Source organism: Bacillus sp. FF-1 (assembly GCF_028548245.1).
Classification (GTDB): domain Bacteria; phylum Bacillota; class Bacilli; order Bacillales; family Bacillaceae_G; genus Bacillus_A; species Bacillus_A paranthracis.
The window spans coordinates 398,575-415,023 of the sequence record NZ_JAQQGG010000003.1 but is presented as its reverse complement, the minus strand read 5'-3'; the positions used below and the strand labels follow the sequence as shown (position 1 = coordinate 415,023).

At 36.5% G+C, this 16,449-nt stretch carries 16 protein-coding genes; 15 read left to right on the top strand and 1 reads right to left on the bottom strand.

Annotated elements, in window-relative coordinates:
• The first annotated feature begins 74 nt into the window (after positions 1-74).
• The 8 genes from mltG (at position 75) to PQF83_RS12615 (ending at position 8,250) form a co-directional block, all read left to right on the top strand.
• Entirely contained in the window at positions 75-1,145 is a 1,071-nt protein-coding gene (gene mltG, locus PQF83_RS12650; protein ID WP_000230079.1) for an endolytic transglycosylase MltG, read from the top strand.
• 202 nt (positions 1,146-1,347) lie between these two features.
• Positions 1,348-1,989 (top strand): O-methyltransferase, encoded by a 642-nt coding sequence (locus PQF83_RS12645; protein ID WP_000389089.1) that lies wholly within the window; start codon positions 1,348-1,350, stop codon positions 1,987-1,989.
• A gap of 7 nt (positions 1,990-1,996) precedes the next feature.
• Positions 1,997-2,926, top strand: coding sequence for a peptidase U32 family protein (locus PQF83_RS12640; RefSeq protein WP_000742781.1), 930 nt, complete (start codon positions 1,997-1,999; stop codon positions 2,924-2,926).
• Between the two features lie 18 nt (positions 2,927-2,944).
• Positions 2,945-4,225 carry a peptidase U32 family protein gene (locus PQF83_RS12635; protein ID WP_000217969.1) on the top strand — a complete coding sequence of 427 codons (1,281 nt, stop codon included), beginning with the start codon at positions 2,945-2,947 and terminating at the stop codon, positions 4,223-4,225.
• Between the two features lie 17 nt (positions 4,226-4,242).
• Positions 4,243-4,881 carry a uridine kinase gene (gene udk / locus PQF83_RS12630; protein ID WP_000537087.1) on the top strand — a complete coding sequence of 213 codons (639 nt, stop codon included), beginning with the start codon at positions 4,243-4,245 and terminating at the stop codon, positions 4,879-4,881.
• 278 nt (positions 4,882-5,159) lie between these two features.
• Positions 5,160-5,636: a transcription elongation factor GreA gene (gene greA, locus PQF83_RS12625; protein WP_000179963.1), complete on the top strand. Its 477-nt coding sequence runs from the start codon at positions 5,160-5,162 to the stop codon at positions 5,634-5,636.
• A gap of 92 nt (positions 5,637-5,728) precedes the next feature.
• Entirely contained in the window at positions 5,729-7,483 is a 1,755-nt protein-coding gene (locus PQF83_RS12620) for a peptidoglycan D,D-transpeptidase FtsI family protein (protein ID WP_000403943.1), read from the top strand.
• Between the two features lie 116 nt (positions 7,484-7,599).
• On the top strand, positions 7,600-8,250 hold the full coding sequence (locus PQF83_RS12615) for a YrrS family protein (RefSeq protein WP_000897107.1): 651 nt from the start codon (positions 7,600-7,602) through the stop codon (positions 8,248-8,250).
• Between the two features lie 35 nt (positions 8,251-8,285).
• Here the strand turns inward: PQF83_RS12615 and PQF83_RS12610 are convergent, their stop codons facing one another.
• Complete coding sequence (locus PQF83_RS12610) at positions 8,286-8,501, bottom strand: YrzA family protein (RefSeq protein WP_000010984.1); 216 nt, start codon at positions 8,499-8,501, stop codon at positions 8,286-8,288.
• Positions 8,502-8,637: 136 nt separating this feature from the next.
• Here PQF83_RS12610 and PQF83_RS12605 point away from each other — a divergent pair, with 136 nt between their 5' ends.
• The 7 genes from PQF83_RS12605 to PQF83_RS12575 all read left to right on the top strand — a co-directional run bounded on the left by PQF83_RS12605 (position 8,638) and on the right by PQF83_RS12575 (position 16,449).
• Positions 8,638-9,276 (top strand): class I SAM-dependent methyltransferase, encoded by a 639-nt coding sequence (locus tag PQF83_RS12605; RefSeq protein WP_000536319.1) that lies wholly within the window; start codon positions 8,638-8,640, stop codon positions 9,274-9,276.
• 14 nt (positions 9,277-9,290) lie between these two features.
• Positions 9,291-9,986 carry a 5'-methylthioadenosine/S-adenosylhomocysteine nucleosidase gene (gene mtnN, locus PQF83_RS12600; RefSeq protein ID WP_001217039.1) on the top strand — a complete coding sequence of 232 codons (696 nt, stop codon included), beginning with the start codon at positions 9,291-9,293 and terminating at the stop codon, positions 9,984-9,986.
• Between the two features lie 82 nt (positions 9,987-10,068).
• Positions 10,069-10,992 carry an O-acetylserine dependent cystathionine beta-synthase gene (locus PQF83_RS12595; RefSeq protein ID WP_001103856.1) on the top strand — a complete coding sequence of 308 codons (924 nt, stop codon included), beginning with the start codon at positions 10,069-10,071 and terminating at the stop codon, positions 10,990-10,992.
• Positions 10,993-10,995: 3 nt separating this feature from the next.
• Positions 10,996-12,129: a bifunctional cystathionine gamma-lyase/homocysteine desulfhydrase gene (locus PQF83_RS12590; RefSeq protein WP_001201909.1), complete on the top strand. Its 1,134-nt coding sequence runs from the start codon at positions 10,996-10,998 to the stop codon at positions 12,127-12,129.
• 258 nt (positions 12,130-12,387) lie between these two features.
• Entirely contained in the window at positions 12,388-14,991 is a 2,604-nt protein-coding gene (gene adhE, locus PQF83_RS12585; RefSeq protein ID WP_048519975.1) for a bifunctional acetaldehyde-CoA/alcohol dehydrogenase, read from the top strand.
• Between the two features lie 126 nt (positions 14,992-15,117).
• Positions 15,118-15,345 (top strand): YrhC family protein, encoded by a 228-nt coding sequence (locus tag PQF83_RS12580; RefSeq protein WP_000661441.1) that lies wholly within the window; start codon positions 15,118-15,120, stop codon positions 15,343-15,345.
• Positions 15,346-15,501: 156 nt separating this feature from the next.
• Positions 15,502-16,449 (top strand): ABC transporter substrate-binding protein, encoded by a 948-nt coding sequence (locus tag PQF83_RS12575; RefSeq protein WP_000748449.1) that lies wholly within the window; start codon positions 15,502-15,504, stop codon positions 16,447-16,449.

Genomic DNA, 16,449 nt, shown 5'->3' with positions numbered 1-16,449 from the left:
GTTTATTGTGATTTTTCATCGTTTTGTATAGAAAGATGTACATATGGCCTACAATTGAATAAGGAGGAAGAGTTTTGGTAGAGAATCAAGTGAAAAAGAAGCGTAGACGCATTTTTTTATTCTCGATAATTGCACTGCTTTTAGTTTGTGGTTCAGTCTATGCGTATATTTCATCCGCATTAGGACCGGTTGATAGCGGGAATAAAAAAGAGATTGAAGTAGAAATTCCAAAGGGATCATCTACTAGTAAAATTGGTGAGATTTTAGAAGAAAAAGGTGCTGTGAAAAACGGTACAGTTTTTAGTTTTTATACAAAGGCTAAATCTAAAAATTTACAAGCGGGTACATATTTATTAAATCCTTCAATGAGTGCAAAAGATGTTATTGAGCAAATGTCATCTGGTAATGTACATCGTCCAGCTCTTTATAAAGTGACGGTAAAAGAAGGTGCACAAGTAACTGAAATTGCAGAAACGGTTGCAAACGAATTAAAGTGGAATAAAGATGATGTTGTACGTCAATTAAACGATAAAGCATTTATTCAAAAAATGCAGCAAAAGTATCCCAAGCTGTTAACGGATAAAATCTTTGATAGCAATATTAAATATCCATTAGAAGGTTATTTATATCCTGCGACGTACTCTTTCTATAAAAAAGATATAACTTTGGAAGAAATTGTTATCCAAATGCTTGAGAAAACGAATGCAATCATTGTTCAAAACGAAGCAAAAATGAAAGCGAAAAACTGGGATGTGCATCAGCTTTTAACATTGTCTTCACTTATTGAAGAAGAGGCAACAGGCTTTACAGATCGTCAAAAGATCTCTAGTGTCTTTTATAATCGTTTAGCAAAAGGTATGCCGCTTCAAACGGATCCAACGGTATTATATGCACTTGGAAAGCATAAACAACGTGTATTATACGAAGATTTAAAGATAAACTCACCGTACAATACGTACGTTGTGAAAGGATTGCCGGTGGGCCCGATTGCAAACTCTGGTAAACATTCAGTGGAAGCAGCGCTAGAGCCTGCGCAAACAGATTATTATTATTTCTTAGCTGCACCAACTGGTGAAGTGTACTATGCGAAAACATTGGAAGAGCATAATGCACTAAAGCAAAAATATATTACGAAAAAGCAGTGAAATGGGGAGGGATAGCGAAAAAGGTCGCACATCCCTCTTTTTTGTGGTAAAATATATCGGGTTAAAAACTGGCAGAAGAATCGTTTTTAATATCAAAACGGGACGTACAAGCTAAGGATAAAGCTGGCTTGTATTTTTATTGCATTCTATGTGTGAAAAGACGTCATAGAGGCACTTCTCCATGTAAATAAGGAGGACCATTATGGAGGATGCAGTTAACGAGTACCTATTATCATTTATTGATCCGAAAGATAAATTAATTCTTGAAATGGAAGACTATGCGAAAGAAAATCATGTGCCAATTATGGATCGACTTGGAATGGAATTTATGTTGCAATTTTTACGTTTAATTGGACCGAAGAGCATTTTAGAGCTAGGTACAGCAATTGGCTATTCTAGTATTCGTATGATGCAAGCTATTCCAAATTCTCGCATTGTGACAGTTGAGCGCAATCGCGATCGATATGAAAAAGCACTTGAATATATAGAACGTTCACCAGTTAAAGAACGTATTTCCGTTATTTACGGTGATGCGTTAGAAACAGGCGAGCAAGTAGAAGAACATGGAACATTTGACGTTATTTTTATTGACGCAGCAAAAGGACAATATCGTCGCTTTTTTGACTTATATGAACCGTTATTAAATCCTGGTGGCGTAATTATTTCAGATAATGTTATGTACCATGGCCTTGTAACGACGAAAGAGAAAATTGAAAACAGACGTACACGTGGTTTAATCCGTCGTATTAAGACGTACAATGAATGGCTTATGAACCATGAAGGATATGATACAACGATTTTCCCAATTGGTGATGGAGTAGCTGTTAGTAAAAAGAAAGGGTGACCAAGGTATGAAGAAACCAGAATTGTTAGTAACACCAAAAGCAGTGGCGGATATCGAACCTCTTGCGAAAGCAGGAGCAGATGCGGTAATGATCGGTGAGCAAAAGTTTGGTTTACGTTTAGCAGGGGAATTTTCACGTGAAGATGTGAAACAAGCTGTGAAGATTGCACATGAAAATGGTGTAAAAGTATACGTAGCAATGAACGCTATGTTCCACAACGATAAAGTAGAAGAATTAACAGACTATGTTGCATTTTTAAACGAAGTACATGTAGATGCAATTGTTTTCGGAGATCCAGCAGTATTAATGGCGGTTCGCGAAGTAGCGCCAAATATGCAATTGCACTGGAATACAGAAACAACAGCAACAAACTGGTTTACTTGTAACTACTGGGGACAAAGAGGAGCAAAACGTGCTGTATTAGCTCGCGAGCTTAGCTTAGATGAAATTGTTGAATTAAAAGAAAATGCTGAAGTGGAACTTGAAGTGCAAATTCACGGTATGACTTGTATGTTCCAGTCGAAGCGTTCGTTAGTAGGAAACTACTTTGAGTATCAAGGACGTCATCTTGACATTGAAAAGAAAAAATATGAAGAGAATATGTTCTTATATGACCCAGAGCGTAACAATAAATATCCAATTTATGAAGATGAAAATGGTACTCACATTATGAGTCCAAATGATATTTGTTTCATCGATGAGTTAGAAGAGCTAATTGATGCTGAAATTGATAGCTTAAAAGTTGATGGTGTACTAAAAAGCTCTGCATACATTATTGAGGTAACGAAGAAATATCGTAAAGCAATTGATTTATGTGTAGAAGATCGTGATGCGTATTACGACGTGAAAGACGACTTATATAAAGAGATAGAAGAAATGCAACCGGTGAATCGTCCGTTAGATACAGGATTCTTCTTTAAAGAGACGGTTTACTAAACGAGGAGGGTGTAGGAAATGACTGTACAAGAAATTTCACGAGTGATCGATGGCAAACGCGTTATTGTGAAGAAACCTGAACTGTTAATCCCTGCGGGTAACTTAGAAAAATTAAAAGTAGCTATCCATTACGGGGCAGATGCTGTATATTTAGGTGGACAAGAATTTGGTCTTCGTTCGAATGCAGGTAACTTTACACTGGAAGAAATGGCAGAAGGTGTGGAATTTGCAAAGAAATATGGAGCAAAAATATATGTAACAACAAATATCTTTGCACATAATGAAAATATGGACGGGCTAGAGGAATATTTAAAAGGGATTGAAAAAGCTGGCGTAACGGGAATTATCGTTGCTGATCCGCTTATCATTGAGACTTGTAAACGTGTAGCGCCTTCTGTTGAGGTGCATTTAAGCACACAGCAATCACTATCCAACTGGAAAGCAGCACAGTATTGGAAAGAAGAAGGTTTACATCGTCTTGTATTAGCTCGTGAAGCAAGCTATGAAGAAATGAAAGAGATTAAAGAAAAAGTGGATATTGAAATTGAAGCATTCGTCCATGGTGCAATGTGTATCGCATATTCAGGAAGATGTACGCTAAGTAACCATATGACAGCGCGTGACTCTAACCGTGGTGGTTGTTGTCAATCTTGTCGCTGGGACTATGATTTAGTTCAAACAGTATCACAACATAAAGATGCAAAAGAGCTTCCTCTATTCCAAGAAGAAGATGCTCACTTTGCAATGAGTCCAAAAGACTTAAATTTAATTTTATCAATTCCGAAAATGATTGAAATTGGAATTGATAGCTTAAAAGTTGAAGGACGTATGAAATCAATCCATTACGTAGCTACTGTAGCGACAGTATATCGTAAAGTAATTGATGCATATTGTGCGGATCCTGATAACTTTGAGTTTAAACAAGAATGGTTAGATGAGCTTGATAAATGTGCAAATCGTGATACAGCTCCTGCATTCTTTGAAGGGGTTCCAGGACATCAAGAGCAAATGTTTGGAAATCATAGTAAGAAAACAACGTATGATTTCGCTGGTTTAGTGTTAGATTATAATGAAGAAACGGGCATCGTAACGATTGAGCAACGTAATCATTTCAAACCAGGACATGAAGTGGAGTTCTTTGGACCAGAAATAGAAAACTTTACGCAGACGGTGGAGAAAATTTGGGATGAGGATGGAAACGAATTAGATGCAGCGAGACATCCGTTGCAGATCGTGAAATTCAAAGTGGATCAACCAGTGTATGTGAATAATATGATGCGCAAAAGCATACTTCAATAAGAAAGAGTGATAGTCGAATGGGGACGAATAAGCCTGTTGTAATTGGAATTGCTGGTGGTTCAGGGTCAGGTAAGACAAGTGTAACGAAAGCGATTTTTGACCATTTTAAAGGTCATTCCATTTTAATCTTAGAGCAAGATTATTATTACAAAGATCAAAGCCATTTACCAATGGAAGAGCGTTTAAAAACAAATTATGATCATCCATTAGCGTTTGATAATGATTTGTTAATTGAACATTTGCAGCAGTTGCTTGCATATAAACAAGTAGAGAAACCTGTATATGACTATACATTGCATACGCGTTCAGATGAAATTATTCCAGTTGAGCCGAAAGATGTAATCATTTTAGAAGGAATTCTTATTTTAGAAGACCCACGTCTTTGTGAGTTAATGGACATTAAGTTATTCGTTGATACAGATGCTGACCTTCGTATCCTGCGCCGCATGCAACGTGATATTAAAGAACGTGGTCGTACGATGGATTCAGTTATTGATCAATATGTAAATGTTGTACGTCCAATGCACAATCAATTTATTGAGCCTTCTAAGAAATTTGCGGATATTATTATCCCTGAAGGTGGACAAAACCACGTTGCAATTGATATTATGGTTACAAAAATTGCAACAATTCTTGAACAAAAAGTAAATTTGTAATAGCATAGTAAAAGATATACGGTAGGAAGGGATTTTTTCCCTTCCTATCGAATACAATGAAACATGCAACCTCATCTATATATAGGTGAGGGCATATTTATATCAACTTTCCATACATATCTTCTTTATATAAAGAAGAATTGGGAATACGGGGTTGTATGTGACAACTCCGCTAGTACAGGCGTGCTAGAAACCTCCGCTTTACATATAAGCGGGGGAGTTTTCATATGGAACTCCTCTTTTTTTCGGGGGATTGGTATATAAAAGGAGTGGAAAATATGGCAACAGAAAAAACATACCCTATGACGCAAGAGGGTAAGCAAAAGCTAGAGAATGAACTTGAGGATTTAAAAACGGTAAAACGTAAAGAAGTTGTAGAGCGCATTAAGATTGCACGTAGCTTCGGAGATCTTTCTGAGAACTCTGAGTATGATGCAGCGAAAGATGAGCAAGCGTTCGTAGAAGGACGTATTACACAATTAGAAAACATGATTCGTAACGCAGTTATCATCACAGATAACGGTGAAGAATCTACAGTTGTTACATTAGGTAAAACAGTAACATTTAAAGAACTACCAGATGGAGATGAAGAAGCTTACACAATCGTAGGTAGCGCAGAAGCAGATCCATTTGAAGGAAGAATTTCTAACGATTCTCCAATCGCAAAAAGCTTATTAGGTAAGCAAATTGGCGAGAAGGTAGCAATCCAAACTCCAGGTGGAGAAATGCAAGTAGAGATTATCTCTGTAAAATAATTAAAAATCACTCGTGTAAAAGCGAGTGATTTTTTTATTTGTATAAAAGATGAAACACTCCGTCCAAACTATACTAGACGAGGTGTTTTTTTATGGAAATAAAACGGAGAATTACAATTGTTTTAATTTGTTTTATATGTGTCATGTTTATGTTACTTTGTCGTTTAATTCAAATACAAATTATCGATACGGAATCATTTACGGATCGTAAGATTAACTTAATTGAAAAAAGTGTTACACAACGGACGCAATCCATTACGGTAGATGATGGACGCGGCCATTTTATAGATCGTAATGGTAAGGAGATAGGTGAGAAAAAGTATCCTGTTTTAATTGTTTTTCCATTTCTACAATTAAAAAATAACATGTTGGAGAAAATTGCGCATATCATTGGTATGTCGAGACAAGAGATTGAAAGTCAAATGAAACATAAGAAAAGTGCATTTATCCTGCAAAGAGGAAATGAACCACTTCGCTTGGAACGAGAGCAGATGGAGAAGGTGAATCAATTAAATGTATTAGGCATTGTAGCAGCTGAAGTTCGTTTGCGGCAAACTAGCGTGGTGAATCATTTAATTGGTGATGTGGGTGAGAATGAACGAGAATTTCAAAAACGATACGGAGAAGTTAGAAAAATTTCAAAACAAACACCGATTGGCATTTCAGGATTGCAGCAATCATTTGATGAATTTCTTTTGACCGATGGAGAGGCAAAAGTATTGTATCAAGTGGACCGGCAAGGAGAACCGATTTTTGGAAAACAAGCGAAATATACATCGCCTGGAAATCCGTTTTATCCAGTGACGATTCAAACTACTTTACATAACGAGTTACAGAAAAAAGCAGAAGAAGTAGTTGAAGCAAGTGAAATTAAGAAGGGAGGAGTAGTGCTACTTGATGTAAAGAAAAATGAAATTTTAGCAATGGTTAGCAAACCATCTGTACAGGTGAAAGATGAGAGTTTATATAAAACTACACTTGAAAATCAAATGTTAACACCACACTTTCCCGGTTCTGTTTTTAAAACAATAATTGCGGCCGCAGCGATTGATCAAAATGAAAATGTTTTTAATCGCGTATTTAATTGTAATAAAGATTTATATGGTGAAGATCACCCACAAGTTAGGATGGGGACACTTAGTTTTAAAGAGAGCTTTGCTAGAAGCTGTAACAGGACATTTTCAGAGTTAGGAAATGAGCTAATACAAAAGGATAAGATGGTGTTAGAAACTTATGTAGAGGCTTTAGGAGGCGCTGAGAAGGTTGGATGGAGAGGTTCTGTATTTCATACAACTCATTTTGAGCAAATGCCAGAGGAGAAAAGTGTTACGATTTGGGAGAGTGAAGGAAATAAGAATAGTAAAAAAGCGGTAGCGCAAACAGCAATTGGACAGAAAGATGTACGTATGTCACCTCTAGCGATTGCAAATATGATGGCGACGATTGCTAGAGGTGGAGAAAAGATGGAAGTGAAAGCTGTTGAAAAAATAATGTACAAAAATGGAACAGATTTTTATACATTTGAAGACCATACATTAGGTGGGAAACAGCTTTCATATGAAACAGTGAAAACATTACAACAGTTATTAAGGAGCGTTGTAACAACGGAGAAAGGCACAGGAGCAGCATTCAAGTCGTTACCACTAAGTGTCGCTGGAAAATCTGGGACAGCACAAACAGGAAAAGGAACGAAAGAGAATCGTTGGTTTGCAGGTTATTTTCCATATGAAAATCCAAGATATGCTTTAGTTGTCGTGGATATAGAAACGAGTAGCAATGTAAATGCAGTTACACCTATTTTTAAAGCAATCGTAGAATCAATCTATCGATTAGAGAATGAAAAGTAATCTTGCAATTCATAGTAAAATGTTTTCATTTCATGAAAATATTATTGTAAATGTTCAACCTTTCTAGATTTAATGTTACAATAGCAAGTATGAAAAACTGCATGGAGGTTTGAAGAATGGCAGGAGGATCTAGATTCCAACAGAAACAACAAAAACGTCGTCAAAACGGTGTTTTAAATATTGCAATCGCTATTGTACTAGTAGCAGTAGCTATTGTAGCATATCAATTGTTTGTTCCTGACACGAAAGAGCAAGCGTCTTCTAGCGATAAAAAGGTAGCTCAGCAAACAACGAAAGAGAATAAGTCTGAGAAAGCTAAAGGCAAAGAAGAGACGAAGAAGAATGAACAAGAGAAAACAGAGGCTAAGAAGAAAGAAGAAGAAGAGAAGCTAAAGGCTGAAGAAGAACAGAAAAAAGCTGAAGAAGAAGCGAAAGCTAACGAGAAAGTACCAGCTGAAAAAACACAGCCAAAGGCAACTGACGCTTATACGAAACCTTCTTGGAAGCCAGTAGGCACAGAGCAAGGTGCAACACCTGCGATGACGTTTAAAAAAGGTACAGCAGATTGGAATGAGATGAATCAAGCGATTTCAGCTGCAATTGACGTTCCAGTAGAGCAATTAATTATTCATCGAATCGGAAATAACGGTAAGAATAAAGCTTACGGTAACGTACAAGATAAACAAACAGGTAAAAGATATTATGTAAATATTGATTGGGTAGACAATGAAGGCTGGAAACCAGTACTTGTTCAAACTCTAAACTAAAAAAGAGAAGCTCCTTAGGAGCTTCTCTTTTTTAGTTAGCGTAATTTCTTTAATTTAAAATGAACAACCGCGCTATAATATGGTCTTTTACTTTCAGGATCCATAACCATTTGATGCGAGATGTGATGAACTTCAAGCATAAGTGCTTTATTATTATCGATTTGTTCACTGATTTTACGTTCTAAAGAAGCTAAGTCTCCCGCTTCAAAAAATTCTACTTTATCTTCTAACATTTCAAAGGTAAATGACATGAAGACGGCCCCTCTCCTATGTAATCAACTATAGTGTAACAAAGAAAAGAAGGAAATACCATGTACATTTCAATTGACATTTTTAGAAAGAGGGAATATCATACTGATAAAACCGATAAGAAAAAGGGGAATTTTTATGGGTACAGAATTTAATGGTTTATTTGATGAGTGGGCTCATACGTACGACTCATTTGTACAAGGCGAAGATATACAATATAAAGAAGTTTTCGCCCATTATGAGGACATTCTAGAGGATGTAGTGAACAAGTCATTTGGTAACGTATTAGAATTTGGTGTCGGTACAGGTAATTTAACAAATAAATTATTACTTGCTGGCCGCACAGTTTACGGTATAGAACCGTCACGTGAAATGCGCATGATTGCAAAAGAGAAATTGCCAAAAGAGTTTTCCATTACAGAAGGTGATTTTCTTTCGTTTGAAGTCCCGAATTCCATTGATACCATAGTAAGCACCTATGCATTTCATCATTTAACAGATGATGAAAAAAATGTAGCGATTGCGAAGTATAGTCAATTGCTAAACAAAGGTGGTAAAATAGTGTTTGCTGATACGATATTTGCAGATCAAGATGCATATGATAAAACTGTTGAAGCAGCAAAACAAAGAGGTTTTCATCAGTTAGCAAACGATTTGCAAACGGAATACTATACACGTATTCCAGTTATGCAGACTATTTTTGAAAACAATGGCTTCCATGTAACGTTTACGAGATTAAATCATTTCGTGTGGGTAATGGAGGCAACTAAGCAATAGAAAGAGGGATTAGATTGAGAATTGCTGTAATTGGAGCAATGGAAGAAGAAGTACGTATTTTACGTGATAAATTAGAACAAGCAGAAACAGAAACGGTTGCGGGTTGTGAATTTACGAAAGGGCAATTAGCAGGACATGAAGTAATCTTGTTAAAGTCTGGTATTGGTAAAGTAAATGCAGCGATGTCAACGACAATTTTATTAGAAAGATATAAGCCTGAAAAAGTCATTAATACTGGTTCAGCTGGTGGATTCCATCATTCTCTAAATGTTGGGGATGTCGTTATTTCAACAGAAGTTCGTCACCATGACGTAGATGTAACAGCATTTAACTATGAGTATGGTCAAGTACCAGGAATGCCGCCTGGATTTAAAGCTGATGAAGCATTAGTTGCATTAGCTGAAAAATGTATGCAGGCAGAAGAAAATATTCAAGTTGTAAAAGGTATGATTGCAACAGGTGATTCATTTATGAGTGATCCGAACCGAGTTGCAGCCATTCGTGATAAATTTGAAAACCTTTATGCAGTAGAAATGGAAGCAGCAGCTGTTGCACAAGTATGCCACCAATATGAAGTTCCGTTTGTTATCATTCGTGCACTTTCTGATATTGCTGGTAAAGAATCAAATGTTTCATTTGATCAATTTTTAGATCAAGCAGCTCTTCATTCTACAAACTTTATCGTAAAAGTATTAGAAGAGTTAAAGTAATGTAACAAAAAGGCAACTGTCTCATATAAAGAAAATACATACAGTTGCCTTTTCTTTATTGGCAAATAAGGGGGAGAACACGATGAATGTATATCGTGGAGTTCATGAGTTAATTGGTCATACACCAATTGTGGAAATTACTCGTTTTTCACTTCCAGAAGGGGTCCGTTTATTTGCAAAGCTTGAATTTTATAACCCAGGCGGAAGCGTTAAGGACCGATTAGGAAGAGAATTAATCGAAGATGCGCTAGAAAAAGGGCTTGTTACAGAGGGCGGAACAATTATTGAACCGACAGCTGGAAATACTGGTATTGGACTGGCACTCGCAGCGTTACAACATGATTTACACGTTATCGTTTGTGTACCAGAGAAATTTAGCATTGAAAAACAAGAATTAATGAAAGCACTAGGCGCAACGGTCGTGCATACGCCGACTGAGCAAGGAATGACCGGTGCAATTGCAAAAGCAAAAGAGTTAGTAAATGAGATACCGAATTCATACTCTCCAAGTCAGTTCGCAAATGAGGCAAATCCTCGTGCATATTTTAAAACATTAGGACCTGAACTTTGGTCGGCACTTAATGGAGAGATTAACATATTTGTTGCTGGAGCAGGAACTGGCGGTACGTTTATGGGGACTGCATCTTATTTAAAAGAAAAAAATGTAGATATAAAAACGGTTATTGTGGAACCAGAAGGATCTATTTTAAATGGTGGTAAAGCTGGCTCACATGAAACAGAAGGGATTGGCCTTGAATTCATCCCGCCATTTTTGAAAACATCTTATTTTGATGAAATTCATACGATTTCTGATCAAAATGCATTTTTACGAGTGAAAGAATTAGCGCAAAAAGAAGGACTTCTTGTTGGGAGCTCTTCAGGAGCAGCATTTCATGCAAGTTTACTTGAAGCAGAGAAAGCGGCGCCAGGTACAAATATTGTAACGATTTTTCCTGATAGTAGTGAGCGCTATTTAAGTAAAGACATATACAAAGGATGGGAATAAAAAATGAGAGCAAAGACAAAGTTAATTCATGGTATTCGCATAGGAGAACCTTCAACTGGATCTGTAAATGTACCGATTTATCAAACGAGTACGTACAAACAAGAAGCAGTTGGTAAGCATCAAGGATATGAATATTCACGTACAGGAAACCCAACACGTGCAGCTTTAGAAGAAATGATTGCGGTATTAGAAAACGGCCATGCTGGTTTCGCATTTGGTTCAGGAATGGCGGCTATTACAGCTACAATTATGTTGTTTTCAAAAGGTGACCACGTTATTTTAACAGATGATGTGTATGGCGGAACGTACCGCGTGATTACGAAAGTGTTAAACCGCTTCGGTATTGAGCATACATTTGTAGATACAACAAACTTAGAGGAAGTTGAAGAAGCGATTCGTCCAAATACGAAAGCGATTTATGTAGAAACACCAACGAATCCGTTACTAAAAATTACTGATATTAAAAAAATATCTACTCTTGCTAAAGAGAAAGATTTATTAACAATTATTGATAACACATTCATGACGCCATATTGGCAGTCGCCGATTTCTTTAGGAGCAGACATTGTACTTCATAGTGCAACGAAATATTTAGGAGGTCATAGTGACGTAGTTGCAGGTTTAGTAGTTGTAAATAGTCCGCAATTAGCAGAAGACCTTCACTTTGTACAAAACTCAACAGGAGGCATTCTTGGCCCGCAAGATAGTTTCTTACTACTTCGTGGTTTAAAAACATTAGGAATTCGAATGGAAGAGCATGAAACGAATTCACGCGCAATTGCTGAGTTTTTAAATAATCATCCAAAAGTGAATAAAGTATATTATCCAGGCCTTGAGTCACATCAAAACCATGAACTGGCAACAGAACAGGCAAATGGATTTGGTGCGATTATCTCATTTGATGTAGATAGCGAAGAAACATTAAATAAAGTACTTGAGAGATTACAATACTTTACGCTGGCTGAAAGTTTAGGAGCAGTAGAAAGTTTAATTTCTATTCCCTCTCAAATGACGCATGCATCAATTCCAGCAGATCGTCGTAAAGAATTAGGAATTACAGATACATTAATTCGAATTTCTGTCGGTATTGAAGACGGAGAAGATTTAATTGAAGATTTAGCACAAGCGTTAGCATAGTAAAAATGCACTGCTAGTATAGGCAGTGCATTTTTACTATATTAATTTGTGAAATATTTCACAAATTAGACAAACACAAATAAAATAAATTCATGTATATTAAGTTCATGAAGTGTTACCCACGAACAAACTTGTGAAATATTTCACAAACAATGAGGTTCATGTAGGAAAGCAATTCTATTTTTTTGCGCTAATCAGGACTAATTATGACCTGTAGGGTCTTATTTAGTCCAAGATAGCAGAATAGGAGGAATTTACATGGTAGTCAAAGAGAAAGTTGTAAATGAAATGCAGGAAGTAAAAGAGATGATTGATACGTTAGTGAATAACGGTCAGAGAGCTTTACAAGCATTAGAAAGTTTTACACAAGAGCAAATTGACAACATTGTTCATGAAATGGCATTAGCAGGTGTTGATCAACATATGCCGCTTGCGAAGTTGGCTGTTGAAGAAACAGGTCGTGGTGTATACGAAGATAAATGTATTAAAAATATTTTTGCTACTGAATATATTTGGCATAGCATAAAGAAAGATAAAACAGTAGGGATTATTCACGAAGATCCTCATGAAGAAATAATAGAAATCGCGGAGCCCGTCGGTGTAGTAGCTGGGGTAACACCAGTAACGAATCCAACATCGACAACAATGTTTAAAGCATTAATCGCGATAAAAACGAGAAATCCAATTATTTTCGCATTTCATCCTTCAGCACAAAACTGTTCCATTGCAGCGGCAAAAACAGTATATGATGCAGCGGTGAAGGCGGGGGCACCAAAACATTGTATACAGTGGATTGAAAAACCTTCTGTCGAAGCAACGAAACAATTAATGAACCATGAAGGTGTTGCTCTTGTTTTGGCAACTGGAGGGGCTGGTATGGTGAAATCAGCTTATTCTACTGGAAAACCAGCGCTAGGTGTAGGTCCTGGTAATGTACCATGTTATATAGAGAAATCAGCGCATATAAAACGAGCGGTTAATGATTTGATTTTATCTAAAACATTTGATAATGGTATGATTTGTGCATCAGAACAAGCAATTATTGTAGACAAGGAAATTTATGATAATGTGAAAACAGAAATGATTGCAAATGATTGTTATTTTGTAACCGAGGAAGAGAGAAGTAAATTAGAAAAGCTTGTTATTAATGAAAATACATGTGCAGTAAATAGTGATATTGTAGGGAAATCCGCACAGTATATTGCCGAATTAGTTGGAATTACTGTACCTAAAAATACAAAAATGCTTGTAGCTGAAATACAAGGCATCGGAGCTGCATATCCACTATCTCGTGAGAAGTTAAGTCCAGTATTAGCTTGTGTAAAAGCAAATTCATTAGAAGAAGGGTTTACATATTGTGAAGAAATGTTAAACCTCGGTGGTTTAGGACATTCAGCAGTTATCCATTCTGTAAATAAAGAAGTGCAAAAGCAATTTGGATTACGTATGAAAGCTTGCCGCCTTATTATAAATGCCCCTTCATCACAAGGTGGAATCGGTGACATATATAATGGATTTATTCCATCACTTACGCTTGGCTGCGGTTCCTACGGGAAAAACTCGGTTTCTCAAAACGTAACAGCGACGCACTTATTAAATATAAAAAGGTTGGCAAATAGAAAAAAGAATATGCAGTGGTTCAAATTACCACCAAAAATTTATTTTGAAAAACATGCGACATCATATTTAGCAAATATGCCTAACATTTCACGTGCGTTTATTGTAACGGATCCAGGAATGGTTGAGCACGGATATGTAGATACGGTTACGCATTATTTACGTAAACATGCAAATGATGTGAAAGTTGAAGTTTTCTTTGAGGTCGAGCCAGATCCGTCAGATGAAACTGTGTTTAAAGGTGCGGAAATGATGAGAAGTTTTCAGCCTGATGTCATTATCGCACTTGGTGGTGGTTCAGCGATGGATGCAGCGAAAGGGATGTGGCTTTTCTATGAGCACCCAGAAACAACATTCTATGGAATTAAACAGAAGTTTTTAGATATAAGAAAACGTACATGTAAATATCCGGAATTAGGAAGTAAGGCGCAGTTTGTTGCTATTCCAACAACATCTGGAACAGGATCAGAAGTGACACCATTTGCGGTTATTACAGATAAGAAAAATAATATAAAGTATCCACTCGCCGATTATGAATTAACGCCAGATGTAGCAATTGTTGATCCACAATTTGTAATGACAGTACCACCACATGTAACAGCAGACACTGGGATGGACGTATTAACGCATGCAATCGAGGCGTATGTGTCTGTTTTAGCAAATGACTATACAGATGGATTAGCATTAAAGGCTATTGATCTCGTATTTAAATATTTACCAAGAGCATTTAAAGATGGACATGATGAAGACGCACGAGAAAAAATGCATAATGCTTCTGCAATTGCAGGGATGGCATTTGCAAATGCTTTCCTAGGTATTAATCACAGTTTAGCACATAAAATTGGACCAGAATTTCATATTCCGCATGGGCGTGCGAATGCAATTCTTATGCCGCACGTAGTTCGCTATAATGCTATTAAGCCAAGAAAACACGCATTGTTCCCAAAATATGAGCATTTTGTAGCTGATGAACGCTATGCACATATTGCGAGAATGCTCGGGCTACCAGCAAGTTCGGTGGCAGAAGGTGTAGAATCACTCGTCAAAGCAATTATTGATCTCGGAAAAAGTTTAAATATAAATATGAGTATTGCGGGACAAGGAGTTGCTAAAGACCAATTTGAAGAGGTTGTTGGATTATTAGCAGAAAGAGCTTTTGAAGATCAATGTACAACAGCTAATCCGAAATTACCTCTCATTTCAGAGCTGAAAGAAATTTATATGAAAGCATATAAAGGTGAGTAATGGTTATGAAAGAGTCGCAATAAAGCGGCTCTTTTTCTTTTGGAAAACATCTCCCAGAATGGCTGTATTTACTTGTCTTTAAGTTTAGTAGAATATGATACAGTGAAATGGAGGAGTGAGAATATAATGAAAGAATTACAAGAGAAAATAGAAGATTATACTCGGTTCGGACAAATTCTTCTCGCTGTAAGTACATTGTTAATGGTTGGCTTATTGATTCCAAATGGAGCAAAAGAAACGATACAATTTTTTGTTATGATGGGGAGCATCGTTATATTTTTAAGTTTATCTTTCTTTTTCTTTCAGCGTGTGAAAGTGATGCGAGACAAGTTAGAGGGAAACGAATGTGAATAATATTGATAAATAGTGCGTTACAAAAAGAAGGAATCTTTTTGTAACGCTTTTTGTTTTTTCTAGAAAATGTATGTGTTTCATATTGACAATGATAATCCTTATCAATTAAAGTAGAATAGTAGTTAATGATTATCATTATCAATTAGAGGTGGGAGAATGAAAAAATCTATTACGCTATTTACAGCGATTTTATCTATTTTTTTCTTATTAATAGGTTGCAGTGCAAAGGGAGACGAAAAAGCAGCGGCAACAAAAACAGAAAAAGGAAAAGAGAAAATAGAAGTTACCGACCTGTCAGGAAGAAAGGTAATATTCGATAAAGTGCCAGAGAGTTTTGCAACATTAAGTATGGGAGACATGAATATTATTCATGCTTTAGGCGGAAAAATAGTGGGTCGTCCGGATGCAAAAATAACTCTTCCAGAGGATATAAAGAAAGTACAAGTAATCGGAAATGCACATCAGCCGAATTTTGAGCAAATTGCCAGCTTAAAGCCCGATGTACTTATTGCTAATAATGGGTTCCAAAAGAATGTTCCAACAGTTGAAGGGCAAGGAACGAAAGTAATGATTTCTTCTACGAATTCTGTACAAGATATTCTAAAGAATATTGAACTATACGGAACGATAATGAAAAAAGAAGATAAAGCAAAAGAACTTAACCAAAAAATTACGAATCAAATGAAGACATATGAGAAAAAGAGTGATGTGAAAGCATTGCTAGTGTATGGAGCACCTGGTACTTATTTAGCAGCATTACCAACTTCTTTATCAGGTGATATTTTAGAGAAAACAGGTGGGAAAAATATTGCCGCTGATTTTCCAGAAATGAAGGAATATCCGCAATATGCACAGCTAAGTGTAGAACGCATTATTGAGGCGAATCCTGATGTGATTTACTTAATTACACATGGAGATCCAAATAGCGTTAAAAAAGCATTTGAAGGTGAAATGATGAAAAATGAAGCGTGGAAAAATTTAGATGCAGTAAAACAAAATCGCGTAGTTATTTTGCCACCAGACTTATTTGGATCAAATCCTGGAACAAAAGTTACAGAAGCGATGGACTTTATGTATAAAAGTATACAAGATGTAAGGAAATGA